The following is a 318-nucleotide window of genomic DNA, read 5'->3' as shown; positions in this document are numbered from 1 at the left end:
CCGCCAGACAAAATCAGGGGAATCATGCTGTCACTCCGTGTAAACACCGATTCAGGGCTATTGGCAGGAAACCGGCATGCGCCGTAACCAATCGAACGGCACCACGCCGGTGCCACCGCTGTTCTTGTTAGCGTGCGCTTACCAGCAGATGCCTTCCCTGTTGGCTTGAGTGGCGTGTTCCATGAATCCGACCAGGTCGACGATCTGCTTGTCGTCACCGATGCCCTTCACGACATCGGCGAAGCGTGGCTCGCCATTGCCGACGATCAGCACATCGGAGGCTGCGACCACGTCGTCCAGCTCCTTGCACAGCAGCGA

The 318-nt window shown here is 59.1% G+C and carries 1 pseudogene; it reads right to left on the bottom strand.

The window, feature by feature from the left end:
- Positions 1–138: 138 nt before the first annotated feature.
- Positions 139–318 (bottom strand): annotated as a pseudogene (locus J0A65_RS26830) (hypothetical protein); the annotation flags it as partial.

This window comes from Bowmanella yangjiangensis, from assembly GCF_017255015.1.
GTDB classification, from domain to species: Bacteria; Pseudomonadota; Gammaproteobacteria; order Enterobacterales; family Alteromonadaceae; genus Bowmanella; species Bowmanella yangjiangensis.
The sequence above is the reverse complement of the archived record's forward strand: the minus strand, read 5'-3'. Positions and strand labels throughout refer to the sequence as shown.